Raw genomic sequence first — 19,114 nt, forward strand, 5'->3', positions numbered from 1 at the left:
TTTGAAATCGATCTTGTATGACGTGCTCCATAACCTGACTTTATTAATGAGCGGGTTTTATCTGCTCGGAAAACTATCTCCTCATCCGATTACAATTGAATCCAAACGGTCCATCCGGATTATATACGGAATCGGTTTAAGTATCCTATCGCTTCTATTGATGCAGTTGACGATCGAACCGGTCCCGGGTGTCCTCGTGGATTTGCGACACATCCCGGTCATCGTCGCCGCCTATTTCGCCGGTCCCCTGCCAACGTGTATTGTGACGATCGTCATTATCGTCTACCGCTTCAGCGTCAATACGAACGCGGCTGCTTTTACGGCCTGTCTGTTCATTTTACTGGTTGCCGGCGGGACGTCGATGATCGTCAGGTGGTTACCGCTTTATTCCCGGAAAACATTTACTGTCGTCACGGTGTATGCGACCGTTTTACATGGACTCGTCTTGACCTATGTGTTGTTCGATACCGGGGTTGTCCTCGATATTTTGAGTGTCGTTCTCCCGGCCTCCTTTGCCAGCAGTTGGCTTGCCCTCGTCATCATCCGCGACATTCGTCTGACGAAACAGGCGATGCAGACCTTACAACAGACGGCACGCCATGATTTTTTGACGGGTCTGCATAATTTCCGTGCTTTTACCGATCATTTGGAAGACTTGAAGCAACAAACGATCCTTCATTCACGGGAAGTTGCTTTAATCATGGTCGACATTGACCATTTTAAACAGGTCAACGATACGTTTGGTCACGAAGCAGGTGATGAGGTTTTACGGCAGTTCGCGAAACGTCTGCATGACGGAGTGACGGATTCCGGTTACGTCTCCCGAAACGGCGGCGAAGAATTTTCGATTCTCGTGGAGCAGCTGACAGTCGTCAAGGTGCTGGCACTCGCGGAACAGTTGCGGGAACGAATCGCCGCTGCTCCGTTCATATTGTCCTCCGGTACTCCGCTTCATTTGACGGCGTCATTTGGTATCGCCAGTTTTCCGGAAACGACCGAACAAATCCAACATATCGTGACGGATGCGGATGCCGCTCTCTACCACTCCAAACAAAACGGGCGTAATCGCGTCACGCTGTTTTCGGATCAAAAAGAAGTCGCATCGACCCATCAATCCAATTAGGGATGGACGAATCCGGTAAAATCGGCTACGTTTGATAGTGAGGTAGGTGAGTGTTATGAAATTGACAAAAGGACCGTACATTTTAATTGGTCTTGTCCTCGGTCTCCTGTTCGGCTTCATCGGCGATAATTTTTATCTGTATGTCTCGGCCGGTATTTTAGTCGGCGCGATGCTCGAAGGCTATGTCTCGTGGCAACAACGGAAAGAACAAAAAAAATCAAATCATTCCTAAGGGGGAATCAGTGTGGGCTTCAGCGAACTGTTTTTATCAACGCTCGCGTATATCGGCGTCGCGACGCTCCTGCTTGCGATCGGTGTCGTCTTATTTGAAGTGACGACCAAATCAAAAGAGATGGAGTTGATCCGTCAAGGCAAAAAAGCGGCCGTCTATGCATTTGGCGGACGGATTTTGGGTCTTGCAATCGTCCTCTATTCAAGTATTACGAACTCGGTCAGTATTCTTGATATGGTCTTATGGGGCGCTCTTGCGATCGTCTTCCAAATCGTCCTGTTCTACTTGGCTGATTTAATCATTCCGCGTCTCAGCATGACAAAAGAGATTGATGCCAACAACGAAGCCGTCGGTTTACTGCTTCTGTTCCTCTCGATTTCAATCGGATTGATCATCGCCGGTTCCCTTACATATTAAAAAGAATGCCAGCATCCCGGACGTCGGAGTGCTGGCATTCTTCATTTTTCCAAGTCTTCGAGTTCTTTTTGGGAACGGGGATACCCGTTCGCCTGCCAATCAGACCGATAAATCGAATCAAGTTTTGTCAACCCGATTTCATCCGAATCTTTATCGGCATCCGGACTTGCGTCTTGATCCAAGTGAGTCAAATACTCTTTTAACGGATCCATATTTCGTTTGTCCTTGTTCTTTATCAAGAGCAGACCGGCACCGGCCAAGACGCTTGCTCCAAACACATACCGTTTTCGTAATCGCATCGGTTCCCCTTCTTTCTGTCAGAACACAGCTTAGACAAGTCCTCCCCCGTCCCGAAGATTCGGGTGGGCCAACTGTCGGACTTTTCCCTGTTCGACGGTCAGGACGTGATCCGGTTGTCGTTCGAAATAACCGGTTTCGAGCACCCCGGTCAAACTTTTTAGTTCCTGAGCAAAATGACGCACATCCTGAACCCGCTCGAGATCCACATCCAAAATCAAATGTCCGCCATCCGTCACGAACGGTTTACCGTCGTGTTCCCGCAATGTCACGTCCAGCTGCTTATCCCGCAGATAACGCTCGACATACGGTCTCGCAAACGCATCGATTTCGACCGGTAACGGTCCGGTTAAATGATGCACGAATTTCGAGGCGTCCGCTAAGTAGAGGATTTCCCGGCTCATCAGCGCGACGACTTTTTCCCGGAATAACGCGCCTCCGCCGCCTTTGAGCACATGGAACCGTGAATCGATTTGATCGATCCCGTCGATGACGAGATCGATATGGGTCGCTTCTTCGAGTGACAGGAGTGGAATGTTCAATCGTTTCGCTTGTTCAACCGTCTCATTGGATGTCGCGACCCCTTGCACTTCACCGCCCGCTTTGACCCATTCACCTAAGGCATCGATGAAACTCCGGGTCGTCGAACCGGTCCCAAGACCGAGGACCATGTCGTTCTTGACCTGCTTGATTGCCGCTTCCGCCAGCATCTTCTTCTCCTGCTCATACATCAGTACCCCTCCTTCGTTAGTTATCTATTCCCGGTTGACGCGAACTTCAATCGACGAGTCCTGCCGTCTCTTGCAAATAGAGCTCGATTGCTGAAAGAAGCGGTTCGAGTGCTTCTTGCCAAAAAGCGACCGAATCCGGTTCTCCGTCCAGGTACTGTTCCATCAACTCTTCGATTGAAGACCGGCCCGATGCCCGTAACAGCGGTTCAAATTGATCGCTGAACGCCGCTTTGGATTGTTTGACCGTCGTATACAACTGATTGCTCAACAAGTAGCCGATCGTATAGGGAATATTGTAAAATGCCTTGCCGGTGTCATAAAAATGACTGACATAGATCCATTTAAACGGAGCCGCCTCGTCCAACAGATCACCGTAAAATCCGGCTTCTTCTTCCCGCATCAATGCTGCGATCCGTGCGCTTGAGATCGGCCCCTGCTTCCGCTCGGAATAAAAACGTTGCTCAAATCGGAACATGTTCGGCACGGTCCCGACGTATTTTAAGCCTTCGTTGATCTTGGTCTCAAGCATCGCCAATTTTTCTTCACCTGCCGACTGTTCGATGACGGCGTCGAGGACCAGATTTTCCATGAACGTCGAGGCGGTCTCGGCGATACTCGTCCCTTTGATTTGCTCGAGGAACGGCAAATCGTGCATCAACGAATTATGATAGGCGTGACCGATTTCATGGGCAAGTGTGACGACATCCTGATACGTCTCGCGGTACGTCATGAAGATGCGGCTTTCTTTAAGGACCGGAAAGGAGGCACAGAATCCTCCTTCCGCTTTATTGGGACGGTTTTCGGCATCGACCCATCCTGCTTCGAATACGTGTTTCGTAAAGGTGGCTAACCGAGGATGCAGGCGTTCAAATTGTTTCAAGATAATCGTTTGTGCTGTCGCATACGAGACAGCACGGTCCGATTTGAAGGTGTTTGCCTCTAAATCGTGCCACTCCGGTTCCGTAATTTGGGCGAGACGCAATTTCCGTTTGTAATACGACTGGAACAACGGACGATTTTGATTAATCGCCGTCAGCATCGCTTCGATCGTTGGTCGTTTGATCCGATTTTGTTCGCAGAGTTCGGTCAAAAGATCATCCCAGCCACGTTTGGCATACACCTGTAATCGAAATCCAGCAATCCGGTTCAGAATCATCGCAAAATCATCCTGTTCAGCGGCGCAAGTCGTCGCAATAGCGGCGGCTGCCGTTTGACGGTCAATTCGTGTCGTGCCGTGGACCGCTTGATGCCAGGCTTGTCCGATCGTGACCGCTGCTCCATTCAAGGGAAGTCGTAATCTAGTCAAACGTTGTTCATACAACTGTTCCCAGGCAGAAAATCCGTCGACTGCCAATGCCTGAATCAACTGTTCCTGCTCCGCCGGCAGACGCCGTTCCATAATGGCACGGCGTTCCGTCAGGTAATAGGACGCCTCTTCGTTCTGTAACGCTGTCCACTTGTCGTTTGACAACGTCCGCAGTCGTCCCTCGAAGAGAGTTTCACCCGTCTGAAGACCCGCTTGCAACCTATCCGTCTGCTCGAGCAGATCAAGGACCTCTTGACGCGACACGTCTTCTGCATACAGGCAATAGACAAAATCACTGAGCTCTTCGACCTGACACATGAGCTGCTCAAGTGTCACTAATTGCGACCGGATCGGTGCTTGAACGGTTTGGAACCGGTCAAGTTCCTGCTGTAACATCTCTAACTTTTGTTTGACCTCTTCCGTTGTATAGCTGGCGTTCAGCTGCCAACGCGATGTCATGGTCGACATACCCATTCCTCCTTTTCAGCCTTTTCTGTCCCTCCCTTCATTCGTTTCCGTTTAAGGCAAGTCCTGTTTTTCTAGTTATTTCCACAAAAAAACACCCTTTCACTTGATGGAAAGGATGTCGGAACCATTAAATGACGAAGAAATAGACGCAGAGGAAATGAGCAAGACTTCCGAGTAACACGAACACGTGGAAAATCTCATGGAAACCAAGATGCTTAAACGACAGAATGTTTGGCTTCAAACCGTAGATGACTCCACCAATCGTATAGAAAATGCCCCCGAGAAACAGCAGTGCAATCCCCATCGGTGATAAGACGGCTGCGAGCGGTGTGATCGCAAAGACCATGATCCAACCCATCCCGATGTAAAGTGTCGTCGACAACCAGCGTGGGCTGTTGAACCAGACGAGTTTAAAGGTGATGCCGAAGACGGCAATCAACATGACGATACTGAACATGACCCACCCCGTCGGTCCGTTCAGACTGATCAGACAAAACGGTGCATAGGACCCGGCAATCAATAAATAAATCATCGAGTGATCAAGTCGTCTCCAGGTCGCAATCGCGCGGTCACTCGCCAGTACCATATGATAGGTCGCCGAGACGGAATACAGTGCCATCATACTGACACCAAAGATGATCGCAGCGACGATCGGCAAGCCGGCGCCTCGTTCCAGTGATGCCTTAATGACCAGTGCCAGCAATCCGATAAAGGCGAAGACTGCTCCTCCCAGATGGGTCAAGCCGTTGATTGGTTCTCTCATGTACGTTCTCATAATTTCCCTCCGTTGTTATGTAGTTTTCAATACTACATGGCGTTATATGAACATTCTATCATACACTAGAGAAATAGGAAGTCATTCCGGATTATTTTTTTGGAGGTTTTTTTATGACACAAGCAGATCAACCAAAACCAATACTCGATCGACAATTGGAACTCACGGATATTCCGAACATCGATCTCTACATGGATCAAGTCATCCAACTGTTTGAACGGACGTTCGAGGAGACGACCCGCGCAAAAGGCGAGACGATTCTGACGAAGACGATGATCAACAATTATGCCAAAAAGAAACTGTTTTTCCCGGTGACGAATAAGAAATACACGAAAGACCATCTCATCTTGATCAGTCTGATCTATCAGCTTAAAGGAACCTTTTCAATCAACGACATCAAAACGATTCTGACGGATTTAAATGCGGGCGTCACCAGTCAGTCAATCGAGCTTGAAGCGTTTTATCAGACCTACCTCGACACGACAGCAGCCAATCAGACCCGTTTTGAAGCACAACAGCAACTCCCGGACGAATCGGATTCTCTCGAGCAGTTGCAACTGATTTTATCACTTGCCCATATGAGTAACTTGTATCGTCGGGCAGCCGAACGGTTAATTGATCAATTAGAAGATTAACTTTCTGAGTCATCTCATGGTAAAATAGGGAAAATGAAGAGCGAGGTGGATCAGATGGAGATCGGGCAACGTTTTTTGGCGCAACTGGAAGAAACCGGACAGTATTTCGTGAATTATCAGGATGGCATTTTGATTGAACTGGCGTTTGATGCGACTGTCGGAAAACAGTCACCGGCATTCTCTGATCTTGAACACACGGCGGCCTATCTCGAGGAACATCTCCGTTCCCATCAGACGCAAGCCCTGTTGCTCGCTTCAAAAGTCCATGCCTATGACGCTTCACCCGTCGAACGGATTACGCAAATGATTTCCATCCACAGTTTCTTTTCGTCTCATCGACTTGTTCATCCGCTGAACGCCTATTCCACCGCCCTGTTGATCAGCCGACTAGACGCGACGGATCCACAACTACAACGGACGGTCGAGCTGTATCAGCTTGCCAAAAAGTCTCATCGCTTCATCGTCTCTCCGCTCTTAGTATCGTTTTTGTTTCTGAACGCCTTGCGTCGCGGAGAAATGTCGATGATTCACGCACGGATCGAGGCAACGTATGACATCCTGAAGAAACGGTTTGGCCGTTCGCAGCAAACATACGTCACCGCTTTGCTGCTCGCTTTGTTGCCGGAAGACGATCAGGCGACGTATATTGAGCAGGTCGTCCAGTCCCGAAACGTGTACCGAAAACATGGGATTCCCTTGTCATTTCACGGTTTACTTGCTTTACTAGGTGACCCGAGGGTGCATCAAGCGGCGTTAGAGGGGTTGACGGACCAGTTCCGGAAAAACGCTCACTTCAAGTATCGCAAAGACCTGGTGTTTTTGACGGCGGTCCGGCTGTACTTGGCCGATCATCCGACGCTGCATCACCTGTTCGCGCCGTTTTCGCCTTCTACGCTCGACGATACGTCCAGCCTGTTACCGGTTTATCTGTTTCCGGTCGATCTGACTGATACGTCCCATGCCACGGACGGCGGTATGGCGGATGGTGGATTTGACGGGGGTGACAGCGGCGGAGGTGTCGGTGATTAAGAATTTACAAAAAAAACCTTCCTGCAGAAGCAGAAGGTTTTTTTGATTAACGCTCTTGGTTATCGTCATCAGAAGGTGTTACATCTGATGCGTCATCGGATGCATGTGACAAATCCGGTGCTTCTTCATCCGTTGATGGATTTTCATCCGAGACATCCTCTGATTGTTGTTGCGTATCCGTTGACTCCTCTTTCGAGTCCGTGTGTTTGTCTGTATCTTGTTTAGCTTTTGGTTTCTCGGTATGTGACTCGTCGCGTCCTGCGATTTCGTCGTTCGTCATTCGATTGCCCGAAGTAATTGGATCTGTTTCTTTGTCGTGTTGCTGTGCCATGAAAAATCCCCCTCAATCTGTGATGTTAAGAGTATTCCCTCACCTGCACAGCTTAAACATCAAGCGTATGGCTGGTTTTTGAAAAATCAGCAATCAAATTCGCAATCGGCTGCGGATGATGAAGGTAATGTCCTTGGACATATAACTTTTCACCAAGTAATGTGATTTGACGAAATTGGGAAACCGTCTCGACTTCTTGGATGACCAGTGCGATGTTCAGTGCTTGTGTCAGAGCATAAACGGACTGCAACATCGACTGTTCGAGCTGATTTTGTGCCAGTCGCCGCGTGAAGATCGGATCCAGCTTCACCGATTGTACCGGTAGACGGAGCAAGGAATTCAACGATGCATAGTGACTGCCAAAATGATCAACACTCAAACGATAACCGACCTGACGCAACGATTCGAGTCGGCTAATCGCCTTGCGCCGTCCCGTCTGCAACACTTCCTCACGAATTTCAAGGACAATCCGGTCCCGTTTGAATAACGGTTGGTTCGCAATTGTCAATAAGTCAGCGAGCATCTCATCGGACTGAAACTGGCTCGCCGATAGATTAATGGAAATCGTGACCGGGTGACCCAATTCTTGTTCCAGACGGACACTGTCCGTGATGGCCTGACAAACCGTAAATCGCCCGATTTGACCGAAACTGCCCATCCGTTCAGCGACTGGAATGAAGTCTGCCGGACTGACGAAGCCGAGAATTGGATGGTTCCAACGTAATAATGCTTCGACCGCCACCGTATGACCAAGCTTGGCATTGAAAATCCGCTGGTAATACAATTCAAATTGTCCTCTTGCGAGAGCCTGCCCGAGTTCTTTTTCCAAAACGTGCTCAAACGGGTGTTGCTCGAGTGCACGATTTTGTGTAACAAATAAGGTGCCGGCCTTCCCGTCCAACTTGACTTGTTGCATCAATGCTTCTGCTGCATAAACTTGTGTTTGACGGTTCATATAATCCCCGGTCAACAGGCTGACCCCGGATGAAGCGGTGACACGGATTGGTTCATGGCTGACTCCTTCGATCGGACGTTCAATTGCCTCAATAATCCAGTTCGCATACGTATTGCCATGTTCCATGAACTCTGCTTCGTCGATGGGTGCCAGCACAATAAATTCGTTCCCGTCCATTCGTCCGACGACATGGTCGATGATCGGCACGTATTTTAAGCGGGACGCAATTTCCTGCAACACCTTATTGCCAATCCGGTAACCGTACGTCGCATTGATGGCATGAAAATTATCGAGATTCAGGACCATTAGAAACGTCGACTGATTCGTCACACTGGAAATCAAACGGTTCATGTAGCGTTCATTATAGACGTCGGTTAAGGCATCCTTGATGACGTACGTTTCCACACTGATCGATTTACTGATGATATTAGCATAGTTCTCAACCAACTCGATGTCCTTTGCGTCGAAATCATACGGTTTGTCATCGAATGCACACAATGTCCCGATTTTTTCGTTTTCCGCATTTTTAATGGCCACACCTAAGAAACTACCGTTTCCAAGCGATTTCGTGACCGGGTGGTTACTCGTATGGGGATCCGCCAACAACTCGTTGATTTGAATCTTTCCGTCCGTTTCATCGATGACAAGCTTACAAAGGACGTGCTGATAGACATGGGTCGTCCCCTCGCCGATCAGTTCTTTTTCCTGGTTAATCGCCTTGACGATGAAGTTACTGTTTAAATCATTTAACGCAAAAAACAGTGTGTTAACACCGATCTCTTCACTTAACTTTTTTAAAATCTCTTCAACGAGCGGATGCAGTGCTTCATACCGCATTTGCATATTATCCACGAATCACCCCTCCTTTCCGCCTCACTCCGGCACCATTTCAACGGGAAACTGTACTGTAAACGCACTACCGACGCCTTCTTCCGAATGTACATCAATTGATCCGTCATGATCTTTGACGATCATTTGACAGATCGCGAGACCAAGACCCGTGCCACCGATTTTCCGGGTATCTGAATTGTCGGCCCGGTAAAACTTATCAAAAATAAACGGAACCGATTTTTCCGGAATCCCGATTCCTTCATCTTCAATCGTCAACCGGATCGAGTGCTCCTGCACGATACCTTTAATCTGAATCTGTCCACCGTCCGGCGAGTATTTGATCGCATTCATGATCAGGTTCGTGAGCAGTTGTTTCATTTTTTCTTCGCTCGCTGTCACCTCGTAACGACCTGGTTCAAAGGAGACACGAATCCGGTGTTTACTGCTCGCCAAATCAAACATCGGCCGCATTTCAAACACCAGTTTCTTTAAGTCCATTCGTTTTTTGATCGTACCTTGCGTCAAATCTTCACCTTTTTGAATCTCGAGTATGTCATCAATCAATTCCGCCAACCGTACGGTCTCGGAATAGATCGTTTCCAGATACTTTTTCTGACGCGGACCATCGAGTGTCCGACGCATCAACAGTTCGGTGAAGCCCATGATCGAGGAAAGCGGCGTCCGTAATTCGTGCGACACGATCGAAACAAACTCGGATTGTTTTAAATCGAGCTCCTTTTCCTTCGTCACGTCGCGCAAGACAAGCATCATCCCCCACTCGACATTGGCAATCGCAATCCGTTCTGCGTAGGCACTGAGCAGTAAATTTCCACGAAACGCCGACAATTCAATCGTCTCGCCCGGGATTTCCCCGTTCATCAACTGACCGATGTAGTCGTGCAGAGCATCCGCTTGGTCGATATGTTCAAATAACGAGGTCGCCCGTTCGTAGGCATGGCGGAACCCTTGCGCCTGATTAACCAGTTTCGGTGGGAACATGTTCAGCAAAGCCTGATTGGCATAAATCTGTTCGCCGCTGCTTTCAATATAGAGAACCGCTTCGCGGATCGAATCGAGTAATTGATACGTTTTGATTTTTTCGTGTTCCATCTGATGGAACAACAAATGGCGTTCGAGCGTCATGCCTAATTTGCGCGACAGGTCTAGAATGTCTCCGACTTGTTCCAGATTAAACTGTTCAAACGGATGTTTGAGATAGATGATCCCGACGACTCCTCCATTACTTGGGGATTGAACGGGAATGGCTGATTCATACATCGCTTCCGCCAATGGAAGCTGGACGGATTTACGCATGACAAAAGAGCGGCGTAACACCGAATATTGATCCAAATCTTTTTCAATCAATTCAATGTCTTCGACGCCTTGCGTCACGAGATGGCTGAGTTGCTCACGTCGGTACAACAGGATGGCACCGGCTTCCAAATCCACGAGGTGAAGTAGTTTGACAAGCAATGTCTCACACGCTGACTCGACATTTTGAGTCGCTAACGCTTCCATGATCTCATTTCGATGCTTCAATTTGTGTTCCACTTCGACAAGATCCTGTGTCAATTGACCGATTCTCTGCTGATCCGTCGTCATAGGTGCTTTCCCTTCATTTAATGGAAAAGGACCGGTCTTTAAACGGTACGGTCTGACTTTTTTTTCGGGACGGTAACGCACGACTTTTTTCAATGAGTTTCCTCCTTCCGGTTCCTGAATTCATGTCTAAAATTATAGCACGGGCGACGGCAACTGAAACAGAAAATTCAATCCGTCGTTTCGGTCAACAAACGGCTGAAGGACTGCTCAAAAGACATGTCTTCCTGGCGTGTCCGTTTTTTTGGACCTTTCGTTCGCCCGCCGGCCCGACGAATTTCCTGTCCAACATGCCGGGTATGTAGTAGAAAATCAATATTCTCGTTCGTAAAGACTCGACCATTCTGATCAATCGCCCGTCCTTTACGTGCCAATGCCAGCGCTGCAAGACCATAATCCTGAGTCACGACGACATCCCCCGGTGCCATCCGGTTGACGATGGCAAAATCAACCGCATCATGCCCCTGTCCGATTGTGATCGTCGTTGCACCGGGGCGGTTGAATTGATGGGCCGTGTCACAAACTAAAAACACCTCATATCCTTTGCTGAGCCGAATCGTCAAATCCACGACCGGACACCCGTCGGCATCAATCCATATGTTCATATCACGTCACTCCTTATTTCCGTTCACTTCTTTTAGTGTCCGTGACGACAGGAATGACTGTCAAGTGAATCGTTCCAAGTTGACCATACTCCCCATAAAACAGACAATAGACAGGAAAGGATGTGCCGAAGTGAAATCTGCTACATTTAAATCATTTTTATCATTACTCAAAAAAAGCGAACCACCGATCGGACTGCTGTCGGCTGCCGTGACGGTTTCCATCATTCAGGCACTCGCTGCCTTGATGATTCCTTGGTTCTTAAAGTCTTTGATTGACAACTTCTCCGTCGATCGCCTGACACCTGGTTTGATCACCCTGTTCATCGTGATCTTCATCGTTCAAATGATCAGCAATGCGTTTTCGATCTATTGGCTGCACATTGCCGGACAACGGATTGTCGCGAATCTTCGGACGATGTTATGGAAACACCTGCTAGCTTTACCCATTCCATTTTACGACGAAACGAAATCCGGTGAACTCGTCTCGCGTCTCAATAATGATGCGACGACGCTACAACAGTTATTATCCGAGCAACTCGTTCGTCTGTTGACATCCATCGTCTCGATCGTCGGTGCCGTCACGATTTTATTTTTCCTCGACTGGCAGATGACGCTTGTGATGGTAATTGCCGTGCCGATTACGTTATTGATCATCATCCCGCTCGTTCGAAAGCTTCACCAGATTTCCCGCGAGACGCAAAAAGAACTGGCCGGCTTATCGGGATTTTTTGCCGAAATGTTAGGTGAAGTGCGCCTGATCAAATCGCAGGCGACGGAAGAGTATGAGATGGACCGGGGACAGACCCGGATTGAAAATCTGTTTGGTTTTGGTGTCAAGGAAGGGAAAGTCCAAGCGATCTTGTTGCCGGTCTTCAACGTCGCCTTGACCTCGATGTTGATCATCATCATCAGCTTCGGTGCCTACCGCGTCTCGACGAATCAGATTACAGCCGGTGAGCTCGTCGCCTTCTCGTTATACCTGTTCCAAATCATGACTCCGCTCGTGACGATGACCGAATTCGTTTCAAAACTGCAAAAAGCACGGGGAGCGACGGAACGGATCTCCGAATTGCTCGAAGAACAGCCGGAAACCGATGGAACACGTCAGGTCGAGCGCCCGTTCGCAGCAGTTCATTTTAATCACCTGTCGTTCGGTTATGATGATACGACACTGTTGCACGACGTCACCTTCTCCTTGCCACGTGGTCAAACGACGGCAATCGTCGGACCAAGCGGCTCCGGAAAATCGACGTTGTTCGCCCTGCTCGAACGCTTTTATCAACCGACAGCCGGTCAGATCGAACTCGGTCCACACGCCATCAATGAGTTTGAACTGGCGAGCTGGCGTAATTCAATCGGTTACGTCGCTCAGGATTCGCCGGTCTTGTCCGGGACGATCCGCGACAATCTGTTATATGGATTAACGGGTGACGTCACAGAGCAACAAATCCGGGAAGCGGCCGAGATGGCCAATGCCGACGAATTCATCCGTTCGTTCGCAAACGGATACGAAACCGAGATCGGCGAACGGGGCGTTAAACTGTCCGGCGGTCAGCGGCAACGGATTGCCATCGCCCGCGCCCTCCTGCGTGATCCGGAGCTGTTACTGCTTGACGAAGCGACATCGAGTCTTGACTCCGAGTCAGAACGTGTCGTTCAAGAAGCGCTCGAACGGCTAATGGAAGGTCGGACGACATTCGTCATCGCCCACCGTCTCGCGACCGTCCGGCATGCTGATCAAATCGTCGTCCTCGAACAAGGACGTGTTTCCGGCATCGGGACACATGACACGCTCGTCGCGTCGAATGTTTTGTATAATAAACTCGTAACGCAACAATTCATCGGTCAAACCGAAACGACCAGGGGGAGTAACAGATGACAAAAACAATTGGTTTCATCGGACTGGGTGTCATGGGTCAAGGCATGGTCCGCAATTTATTAAAAGCCGGCTTTTCCGTCAAAGGCTATAACCGGACAAAAGAAAAAGGGCTGCCGCTCGAACAGGACGGCGCCGTAATCGTCGATACGATTCAGGAAGCCGTGACGGATGTCGACGTCGTCATCTCGATCGTCGGATATCCGCAGGACGTGAAAGAGATTTATTTGGCGGAAGACGGCATTTTAGCATCGGCAAACCCGGGGACGATCGTCATTGACATGACGACATCGAGTCCCGCACTCGCGATCCGGATTGCGGAGCAAGCTGCTCAAAAAGGACTTCACGCCCTCGATGCACCGGTCACAGGCGGCGATCTCGGTGCAAAAAACGGGACACTCGCGATTCTCGTCGGCGGCGAAGAAGCAGCTTTTGACACGGTGAAACCATTGTTCGAGGCGATGGGCAAATCAATCGCCCGCTTTGGTGGTCCGGGACAAGGTCAGTCGGCTAAACTCGCCAATCAAATCGCGATTGCCGGGTCGATGATTGGAACCGCGGAAATGTTGCTGTTCGTCACGAAATCCGGCATCGATCCGACACAGTTCGTCGAGACGATCAAAAGCGGCTCGGCCGGCAGCTGGTCGCTCGAGAATTTGATTCCGCGTGTCATCACGGAAAACTATTCACCTGGCTTCTTCGTCAAACATTTCATCAAAGACATGCGTTTGGCACTCGAACGTGCGGATGAGATGGGCATTTCGACACCGGGACTAGCTCTCGTCAAAGACTTGTATGAGGAACTGGCCGCGTCCGGTCATGCCGAATCCGGAACGCAAGCCCTCTACTTGCTGTTAAAAGAAAAAACACCGTCACGTTAAGCGACGAAACGACAAAACGAGTCTGACCTGCCCGATGAAGGGTGGATCAGACTCGTTTTTTTATGCCGAACGTGTCGCTGGCTGTTGTTCTTTTTTTAATTGCTCGTAAAAATGTGCCATCGTCGTATCGAAATACGGTGTCAACAAGACAACCCCGACGGTACTGAGTAAGGCGAGAATGCCCCAGATGATGAAGCTGAGATACAGCTTCACGAGACGCCACTTATGACCATGCATCATCCGTCGGCTTTCCCCGAGTACTTGGAAAAACGACAGATCCGGTCGGTCAATCAACAAAAACGGAACCAGTCGATACATCAAGTAAAAATAGATCGCCGGTACGATCAAAAAAGAACCCAAGTAGACGAGCAACGTGACAACCGTATAGGCAGCCATTACTTTCAAATAAAAGCGGATCGATGAAAATCCTTCGAATAATGTGCCAATCCCTGCCGTCTCACCACGGACGAGACGTAAGTAGGAAATCGTCCGTCCAACCGTAACCGGTGCGAGGACAATCGTCACGACGATATTCAAGGCGACGAAGCGAAGCATGCTGTCGAGATTGTCTTGATCAAACGACATCCGACTTGCAGCCAGCGCAAAGATTAAGAAATAAACGATCGAAATACTGAGCGCTGTCAGCCATTTTCCTTTCAGCGTCGCGAGTGCAGCTTGTTTGTACTGTAGATTTGTCATGATGAACTCCTTTACCTTTCAACTTTCCTGTTATAGTTTACCGTAGTCTGTCCTGAAAAAATAGCAATCCCTGTCTTGATTCCTTCAAGATGTGTCGATTTTTGGACAGCTGACTCTAATAAGACTTTGTTCTTTCAGTAAGCATTTCTTGTCGGAAATGAGAGAAGCGAAATACCTATCAAAATGAAATAATGGATCGAATCGTTCTTTTCACAAAAAATAGGGAGACGGATTTGAAAGTCCGCCTCCCTACATTCGTTTCGAAGAAATGATTCGCTTCATGAGACTCCTACAGGAAAAAGCGCATTTTTTTTGCGCTGTCAGAGACAAACAAGACCCGCTTCCCTGACCATAAGGGCAGGGAAACTGGCTTGTGTCTCGCCTGAGGAAAGCGAGTGAGAAGCAGAATGATTTCTTCTTCAAACCCTAAAGCTCTTTTTTAACGTGCAAGCAGCTGTTTCAGCGCCGCGACTTTATCAGCATCAACTTGACCGTCGACGAGGACGGCTGATCCGACGTGCAATTCTGTCGCCTGGGTTGCCTTAAGTAATTCTTCCGCCCGCTCGACCGTGATGCCGGAACCCGGCAAGACGATCAAGTCGGGATTTTGCTCAATCAACTGGGCGATGACGCCTTGACCTTCAAGGGCCGTCGCGTGTCCGCCTGACGTTAAGATCCGGTCGACCTCGGGAAAATCAGCCAATACTTCAGCTGCTTCCAAGATGTCACGACTGCTGTCGATCGCCCGGTGGAACGTCAGCGACAAATCGCCCTTATGTTTGATGATTCGTCCAAGGAATCCTTCGTCGACACGTCCGTCTGCCGTCAAAGATCCGACAACAATTCCGGCTGCTCCGAGTTCCCGGATCAAATCAATGTCCGTAATGATCGTTTCCTGATCGGCTTTCGAATAGACAAACGATTTGCTGTGCGGTCGCACGAGGACATGGACCGGAATCTCGACTGAAGACAAGACTTGCCGGATCAACCCGTAACTCGGTGTTAATCCACCTTCTGACAAGGCCGAGACGAGTTCAAGCCGGTCGGCTCCCGCCCGCTCAGCGGCTGTTGCTTCTTCTACTGTTGCTGCAATGATTTCTAACATGATGCATCCCTCCCGCCCTAGTGTATCATGAGACGACGGTCCAGTTCACCCGTTCATTAAACAGCTTCATCTCCCACGACGGGGGATAGGTCGAGGGACTGAGAACGATTTTAGCGCGGCGGAATTCCGCGACCTTATATTTCCGGTTGCCTTCAAATTCGTCACACGCTAAAAAGGCATAGACATCCTTCGTCCGACCGATGATGGCTTTTTGAATCAACGATGATTCGATGTCATCACTGACGAATCCCCGTTCGATTTCCGCACCGTCGAATGTCAAAAATGATGCATCAAAGGCATATGCGTCCAGTGCCTGTAAGACTTCGACCCCGACCGTCTGTCCAAATGAATCGACGGTTCCGCCGAGCAACCGAATTTCACCGTGAAATGGTCCTGTTTCCCGGCACTGTTCGAGATGACTGGCAATCGATAAAGAATTCGTGACGATTGTCGCTCCACCGTTCAAATACGGTAAAAGATGCTCGACCGGTTCGCCTCTGCCTAAAAAGATACAGGAATAGTCCGCAAGCCAGCCTTTTGCGTACCGTGCCAGCCGACGGGACAATTGATCGGTTCGTCTGGAAATCGACGACTCTTGTTTTCCACCTTGATAGATGGCTCCACCGTAAACCCGCTTCAGTTGACGTTCCCGTTCCAGTTCTTCGAGATACCGCCGGACGGTCTCCCCGGAAACATCCAGACGATCAATCAAATCCTTCGTCATGACTTTCCCTTCCTCTTCAAGCCATTGCATGATTCGTGATTTTCGTTCCTCTCCTAATAACGACACATGATCTTCCCCCTTCACAGACAAGTACTACTTCTAGTGTAGCGAACGTCTGTAAAGGTCTTGTAAATCCGGTGTAAAAAAACGTGTAATTCCTATGAAATGTTGTTGAATTCGTTTATTTTTCAGAAAGAGCGCCGGCATGCTGAATCGTTTGTCTGATTTACGGCAAAAAACCGGTCCAACTCCCGCTTCCTGAAAGGAAGGAGGACATGGACCGGTTCGCATCAATCGATTTCTTTTTTGTCTTTCGCGAACATATTGATCTTCGATTCCGTCCCTTGACGGATCCGACTGATATTTTCGCGGTGCTTGAAAATCACGAATAAAGCGAGGATCGTAAAGAACGTCGGTACGATCCAGTCCTGCTCGATGATGCCGATCGTAATCGAAACAACGATGCCGATGCTTGCCGCAACGATTGAGCTGAGTGAGACCATTCGGCTGAGTCGTAACGTCGTCAAAAACGAGACGAGCAAAAAGAGGAACAGAATCGGACTCGTCACGAGCAACATGCCGCCCGACGTCGCAACCGCCTTGCCACCCTTGAACTTGGCGAAAACCGGATAGATATGCCCGATGACGGCCGCTAGTCCGGCAAACAACGGATGTAACTCCGAAGCGAGTAAGATCGGAACGAGGCTGGCTACTGCTCCCTTACCGAGATCACCGATCAAGACGATGATACCCGCCTTTTTTCCTAACACCCGAAACGTGTTTGTCGTCCCTAAGTTTCCACTACCGTGTTGGCGGATATCAATCCCGTGCCCCCACTTTCCGACTAGCAAGGCAAACGGAATCGATCCGAGTACATAGCCTAAAATTAAAATCCCGATGATTTCAATCATGGTCAACCTCCAACTTATTAGTGACCGACCTTCATATATTCTTCGAGAGTCTGTCCATTATTTTTAATTTGTGTGGCTGGACCGACACCGACATAACGAATGTGCCATGGCTCGTACGTGTATCCGGTCCGTGCTTGGAATCCACGATCGTACCGGACGATAAATCCATACTTCGCCGCGTTGTTCGCAATCCATTTTCCTTCTTTTGTATCGCCAAGTGATGCTGTCAAACCATTACCGACGCTTGGTGCCGAGATATCAAACACGAGTCCGGTCTGGTGCTCACTGTGACCGGGACGGGCCGAATATTGGTCTGCTGCCGCTTTTCCATCACGGGCGACATAGTTGTTGTAGAGGACCGTCTGACGTGAACCGGAGCGGAATCCGCTGACCGCGTTTAATGTCACGCCGGCGGCTTTCGCATCCGCAAACATTTTTTCCATTTGCTTCGCTGCCGGTGCGCGCATGTAACTTTGTTCAAGCACGCCTGAATACGAGAAACTGACGTTCGGAACGACTAAATCAGACGGCTTGTAATCAATCGGCAAGCTGTATTTCTTATTGACGACGACAAGATTTCCAAGACCCAAGTCGGCTTTTGTATCTGATTTATTTGTCTCCGGTGTTTCCGACTCCGGTTTTGATGGTTTAGACGGTTCCGGATCCTGTGCAGAATCGGTTTTCCCGTCATCTTTTTTGTCTTCTGTTGTCTCATCTTTTTTGTCTTCTGTTGCCGGTTCATCCGCCTTGTCTTCAGCTGATTTTTTATCCGCTGCTGCTTTTTCTTCCGCAGCTTTTTTGTCGGCGGCTGCCTGCTCTTCTGCTTTTTTCTCAGCTGCTGCTTGTGCCTCGGCTTCTTTTTTCGCTTCGGCTGCTTCTTTTTCTTTTGCTACTTCGGCGTCACTTTTTTCATTATCTTGTGCAACCTTTTCGTCTGCGTTTTGATTCGCCTGTTCTTCTGTTTTGGTGTCTTTTTCCGCTTCCTGATCCCCAGGATTACAACCTGCAAGGAGGAGCGCCAATGTACTGACTGCTACGATTTTTTTCATTTTTAATTCCCCACTTCCTTGGTGCTATTCTATGTTACCTCTAATCGACCGATTAGAAAAGCCCTCACGCAAGAAATCCTGCTGAGGGCTGAGGGTTAATTCGAGATGAGTACGGCGTCATCGGCAAGCATCTGTTCATAGATGGCATGCCAGTTTGGAAAGACTTTCGGCAGACGGATTGGCCGGAAGTTTTCTTTTTTGACGACGACGTGTGTCGTCTTCGCCGACACGGCCAGTTGACCGTCGGCATTCTTCACTTCGTAGCCGTAAATCGTCCGTAAGCCGTCATAATGGTCGATCCAGACAGAGACGTGTGCTACGTCGCCATATGTCAACGACCGTTTGTAGTCGAGGTTGACGTTCGTGACGGGTGAGACATATCCTTCTTCTTCCATTTCCTTATAGTCGAGTCCGATCGACTTGATCATTTCTGTCCGTGCAATCTCGAGGTACACGAGATAATTGGAATGATAGACAATCCCCATCATATCGGTTTCAGCGTAACGAACTGGTATTTCAATCGTGTGCATGCAAC

The 19,114-nt window shown here is 49.1% G+C and carries 21 protein-coding genes; 7 read left to right on the forward strand and 14 right to left on the reverse strand.

Going from position 1 to position 19,114, the window contains the following annotated elements; translation table 11 throughout:
* Position 1: 1 nt before the first annotated feature.
* From ACHA8N_RS07395 to ACHA8N_RS07405, 3 genes are read left to right on the forward strand one after another with little or no spacing between them, the layout of a single operon-like run.
* Complete coding sequence (locus ACHA8N_RS07395; protein WP_147511442.1) at positions 2–1,123, forward strand: GGDEF domain-containing protein; 1,122 nt, start codon at positions 2–4, stop codon at positions 1,121–1,123.
* 55 nt (positions 1,124–1,178) lie between these two features.
* Positions 1,179–1,355 (forward strand): hypothetical protein, encoded by a 177-nt coding sequence (locus ACHA8N_RS07400; protein WP_167498357.1) that lies wholly within the window; start codon positions 1,179–1,181, stop codon positions 1,353–1,355.
* Positions 1,356–1,367: 12 nt separating this feature from the next.
* Positions 1,368–1,772: a DUF350 domain-containing protein gene (locus ACHA8N_RS07405; RefSeq protein ID WP_012370068.1), complete on the forward strand. Its 405-nt coding sequence runs from the start codon at positions 1,368–1,370 to the stop codon at positions 1,770–1,772.
* Positions 1,773–1,813: 41 nt separating this feature from the next.
* On the opposite strand, the gene ACHA8N_RS07410 is transcribed toward ACHA8N_RS07405, so the two are convergent.
* The 4 genes from ACHA8N_RS07410 to trhA form a co-directional block, all read right to left on the reverse strand.
* Positions 1,814–2,071: a hypothetical protein gene (locus ACHA8N_RS07410; RefSeq protein WP_393965304.1), complete on the reverse strand. Its 258-nt coding sequence runs from the start codon at positions 2,069–2,071 to the stop codon at positions 1,814–1,816.
* Between the two features lie 30 nt (positions 2,072–2,101).
* Complete coding sequence (gene rpiA / locus ACHA8N_RS07415) at positions 2,102–2,800, reverse strand: ribose-5-phosphate isomerase RpiA (protein ID WP_393965305.1); 699 nt, start codon at positions 2,798–2,800, stop codon at positions 2,102–2,104.
* A 46-nt stretch (positions 2,801–2,846) separates the two neighbouring features.
* Positions 2,847–4,574, reverse strand: coding sequence for a M3 family oligoendopeptidase (locus ACHA8N_RS07420; RefSeq protein WP_393965306.1), 1,728 nt, complete (start codon positions 4,572–4,574; stop codon positions 2,847–2,849).
* A gap of 127 nt (positions 4,575–4,701) precedes the next feature.
* Positions 4,702–5,349 (reverse strand): PAQR family membrane homeostasis protein TrhA, encoded by a 648-nt coding sequence (trhA, locus tag ACHA8N_RS07425; protein ID WP_026833335.1) that lies wholly within the window; start codon positions 5,347–5,349, stop codon positions 4,702–4,704.
* A 113-nt stretch (positions 5,350–5,462) separates the two neighbouring features.
* Here trhA and ACHA8N_RS07430 point away from each other — a divergent pair, with 113 nt between their 5' ends.
* Entirely contained in the window at positions 5,463–5,984 is a 522-nt protein-coding gene (locus ACHA8N_RS07430) for a DUF1836 domain-containing protein (protein WP_393965307.1), read from the forward strand.
* A 54-nt stretch (positions 5,985–6,038) separates the two neighbouring features.
* Positions 6,039–7,013: a DUF4003 family protein gene (locus ACHA8N_RS07435; RefSeq protein ID WP_393965308.1), complete on the forward strand. Its 975-nt coding sequence runs from the start codon at positions 6,039–6,041 to the stop codon at positions 7,011–7,013.
* 46 nt (positions 7,014–7,059) lie between these two features.
* On the opposite strand, the gene ACHA8N_RS07440 is transcribed toward ACHA8N_RS07435, so the two are convergent.
* From ACHA8N_RS07440 to ACHA8N_RS07455, 4 genes are all read right to left on the reverse strand, one after another.
* On the reverse strand, positions 7,060–7,344 hold the full coding sequence (locus tag ACHA8N_RS07440; protein ID WP_393965309.1) for a hypothetical protein: 285 nt from the start codon (positions 7,342–7,344) through the stop codon (positions 7,060–7,062).
* Between the two features lie 52 nt (positions 7,345–7,396).
* On the reverse strand, positions 7,397–9,142 hold the full coding sequence (locus ACHA8N_RS07445; protein WP_393965555.1) for a sensor domain-containing diguanylate cyclase: 1,746 nt from the start codon (positions 9,140–9,142) through the stop codon (positions 7,397–7,399).
* A 30-nt stretch (positions 9,143–9,172) separates the two neighbouring features.
* Positions 9,173–10,825, reverse strand: coding sequence for a sensor histidine kinase (locus tag ACHA8N_RS07450; protein WP_393965310.1), 1,653 nt, complete (start codon positions 10,823–10,825; stop codon positions 9,173–9,175).
* A 74-nt stretch (positions 10,826–10,899) separates the two neighbouring features.
* Positions 10,900–11,334, reverse strand: a complete 435-nt coding sequence (locus ACHA8N_RS07455) for a YaiI/YqxD family protein (RefSeq protein ID WP_393965311.1) — start codon at positions 11,332–11,334, stop codon at positions 10,900–10,902.
* Between the two features lie 130 nt (positions 11,335–11,464).
* Between ACHA8N_RS07455 and ACHA8N_RS07460 the strand changes: the two genes are divergently transcribed.
* Together ACHA8N_RS07460 and ACHA8N_RS07465 are read left to right on the forward strand one after the other, a co-directional pair.
* Positions 11,465–13,213, forward strand: a complete 1,749-nt coding sequence (locus tag ACHA8N_RS07460) for an ABC transporter ATP-binding protein (RefSeq protein ID WP_393965312.1) — start codon at positions 11,465–11,467, stop codon at positions 13,211–13,213.
* Positions 13,210–14,091 carry an NAD(P)-dependent oxidoreductase gene (locus ACHA8N_RS07465; RefSeq protein ID WP_393965313.1) on the forward strand — a complete coding sequence of 294 codons (882 nt, stop codon included), beginning with the start codon at positions 13,210–13,212 and terminating at the stop codon, positions 14,089–14,091. Before ACHA8N_RS07460 ends, ACHA8N_RS07465 begins: the two co-directional genes overlap by 4 nt.
* 60 nt (positions 14,092–14,151) lie before the next feature.
* Here the strand turns inward: ACHA8N_RS07465 and ACHA8N_RS07470 are convergent, their stop codons facing one another.
* From ACHA8N_RS07470 to ACHA8N_RS07495, 6 genes are all read right to left on the reverse strand, one after another.
* Positions 14,152–14,790 (reverse strand): DUF975 family protein, encoded by a 639-nt coding sequence (locus ACHA8N_RS07470; protein WP_147511451.1) that lies wholly within the window; start codon positions 14,788–14,790, stop codon positions 14,152–14,154.
* Positions 14,791–15,229: 439 nt separating this feature from the next.
* The gene (locus tag ACHA8N_RS07475) at positions 15,230–15,895 is read right to left on the reverse strand and encodes a copper homeostasis protein CutC (RefSeq protein WP_393965314.1); all 666 of its coding nucleotides are present in this window, start codon (positions 15,893–15,895) and stop codon (positions 15,230–15,232) included.
* A gap of 25 nt (positions 15,896–15,920) precedes the next feature.
* Positions 15,921–16,685 carry a DeoR/GlpR family DNA-binding transcription regulator gene (locus tag ACHA8N_RS07480; protein WP_147512421.1) on the reverse strand — a complete coding sequence of 255 codons (765 nt, stop codon included), beginning with the start codon at positions 16,683–16,685 and terminating at the stop codon, positions 15,921–15,923.
* Positions 16,686–16,909: 224 nt separating this feature from the next.
* On the reverse strand, positions 16,910–17,530 hold the full coding sequence (gene plsY, locus ACHA8N_RS07485) for a glycerol-3-phosphate 1-O-acyltransferase PlsY (protein WP_147512422.1): 621 nt from the start codon (positions 17,528–17,530) through the stop codon (positions 16,910–16,912).
* Positions 17,531–17,547: 17 nt separating this feature from the next.
* On the reverse strand, positions 17,548–18,579 hold the full coding sequence (locus ACHA8N_RS07490; RefSeq protein WP_393965315.1) for a M15 family metallopeptidase: 1,032 nt from the start codon (positions 18,577–18,579) through the stop codon (positions 17,548–17,550).
* Positions 18,580–18,674: 95 nt separating this feature from the next.
* Complete coding sequence (locus tag ACHA8N_RS07495) at positions 18,675–19,109, reverse strand: acyl-CoA thioesterase (RefSeq protein WP_214722195.1); 435 nt, start codon at positions 19,107–19,109, stop codon at positions 18,675–18,677.
* Between the last annotated feature and the right edge of the window lie 5 nt (positions 19,110–19,114).

The organism is Exiguobacterium sp. S22-S28, assembly GCF_043359615.1.
Classification (GTDB): domain Bacteria; phylum Bacillota; class Bacilli; order Exiguobacteriales; family Exiguobacteriaceae; genus Exiguobacterium_A.

Excerpts from the sequence above, each read along its gene's own strand:
- ACHA8N_RS07400 (WP_167498357.1), top strand. The coding sequence starts at position 1,179 with ATGAAATTGACAAAAGGACCGTACATTTTAATTGGTCTTGTCCTCGGT.
- ACHA8N_RS07410 (WP_393965304.1), bottom strand. The coding sequence starts at position 2,071 with ATGCGATTACGAAAACGGTATGTGTTTGGAGCAAGCGTCTTGGCCGGT.
- rpiA (WP_393965305.1), bottom strand. The coding sequence starts at position 2,800 with ATGTATGAGCAGGAGAAGAAGATGCTGGCGGAAGCGGCAATCAAGCAG.
- ACHA8N_RS07420 (WP_393965306.1), bottom strand. The coding sequence starts at position 4,574 with ATGTCGACCATGACATCGCGTTGGCAGCTGAACGCCAGCTATACAACG.
- trhA (WP_026833335.1), bottom strand. The coding sequence starts at position 5,349 with ATGAGAACGTACATGAGAGAACCAATCAACGGCTTGACCCATCTGGGA.
- ACHA8N_RS07430 (WP_393965307.1), top strand. The coding sequence starts at position 5,463 with ATGACACAAGCAGATCAACCAAAACCAATACTCGATCGACAATTGGAA.
- ACHA8N_RS07435 (WP_393965308.1), top strand. The coding sequence starts at position 6,039 with ATGGAGATCGGGCAACGTTTTTTGGCGCAACTGGAAGAAACCGGACAG.
- ACHA8N_RS07440 (WP_393965309.1), bottom strand. The coding sequence starts at position 7,344 with ATGGCACAGCAACACGACAAAGAAACAGATCCAATTACTTCGGGCAAT.
- ACHA8N_RS07445 (WP_393965555.1), bottom strand. The coding sequence starts at position 9,142 with ATGCAAATGCGGTATGAAGCACTGCATCCGCTCGTTGAAGAGATTTTA.
- ACHA8N_RS07455 (WP_393965311.1), bottom strand. The coding sequence starts at position 11,334 with ATGAACATATGGATTGATGCCGACGGGTGTCCGGTCGTGGATTTGACG.
- ACHA8N_RS07465 (WP_393965313.1), top strand. The coding sequence starts at position 13,210 with ATGACAAAAACAATTGGTTTCATCGGACTGGGTGTCATGGGTCAAGGC.
- ACHA8N_RS07470 (WP_147511451.1), bottom strand. The coding sequence starts at position 14,790 with ATGACAAATCTACAGTACAAACAAGCTGCACTCGCGACGCTGAAAGGA.
- ACHA8N_RS07475 (WP_393965314.1), bottom strand. The coding sequence starts at position 15,895 with ATGTTAGAAATCATTGCAGCAACAGTAGAAGAAGCAACAGCCGCTGAG.
- plsY (WP_147512422.1), bottom strand. The coding sequence starts at position 17,530 with ATGATTGAAATCATCGGGATTTTAATTTTAGGCTATGTACTCGGATCG.
- ACHA8N_RS07490 (WP_393965315.1), bottom strand. The coding sequence starts at position 18,579 with ATGAAAAAAATCGTAGCAGTCAGTACATTGGCGCTCCTCCTTGCAGGT.
- ACHA8N_RS07495 (WP_214722195.1), bottom strand. The coding sequence starts at position 19,109 with ATGCACACGATTGAAATACCAGTTCGTTACGCTGAAACCGATATGATG.